Source organism: Affinundibacterium nitidum (genome assembly GCF_014284155.1).
GTDB lineage: Bacteria > Pseudomonadota > Gammaproteobacteria > Burkholderiales > Burkholderiaceae_D > Undibacterium > Undibacterium nitidum.
The window spans coordinates 1-393 of the sequence record NZ_JACOFZ010000039.1 but is presented as its reverse complement, the minus strand read 5'-3'; the positions used below and the strand labels follow the sequence as shown (position 1 = coordinate 393).

Here is a 393-nt window from a genome sequence, read left to right as displayed (position 1 = left end):
CAGGGATCGTGACCGTTGGACCACCATCGGTATTACCATTGATCGTGATCACCAAAGTCGCTGTCGTCGTACTGCCGTCACCATCGGTTAAGGTGTACGTAAAGCTATCAGTCAAGCTTTGGCCGGCGCCTAAGCCATTGACGGCCGCATTGCTGTTGTTGAGCGTGTACGTGTAGGTACCGTTGCTGTTCAAGACCAAAGTACCGTAGCCAGCTGCATTGGTGAACGTGCCTGCTGTCACTGGAGTGGCGTTGCTGTCCGCACCGACCGTGTCGTTCGTGATCACATTGCCGGTGACTGTGTTCGGTACTGCATCTTCCGTGATGTTGTTGATGTCACCTGTCGCTACTGGTTTGCTATCCGTAATGAGGATATCTAGGCTGTCGTTATTCG

The 393-nt window shown here is 52.9% G+C and carries 1 protein-coding gene; it reads right to left on the bottom strand.

Going from position 1 to position 393, the window contains the following annotated elements; all coding sequences use genetic code 11:
• A partial coding sequence (locus H8K36_RS18945) for a VCBS domain-containing protein (protein ID WP_186918083.1) occupies positions 1-393 on the bottom strand: 393 nt, incomplete at both ends.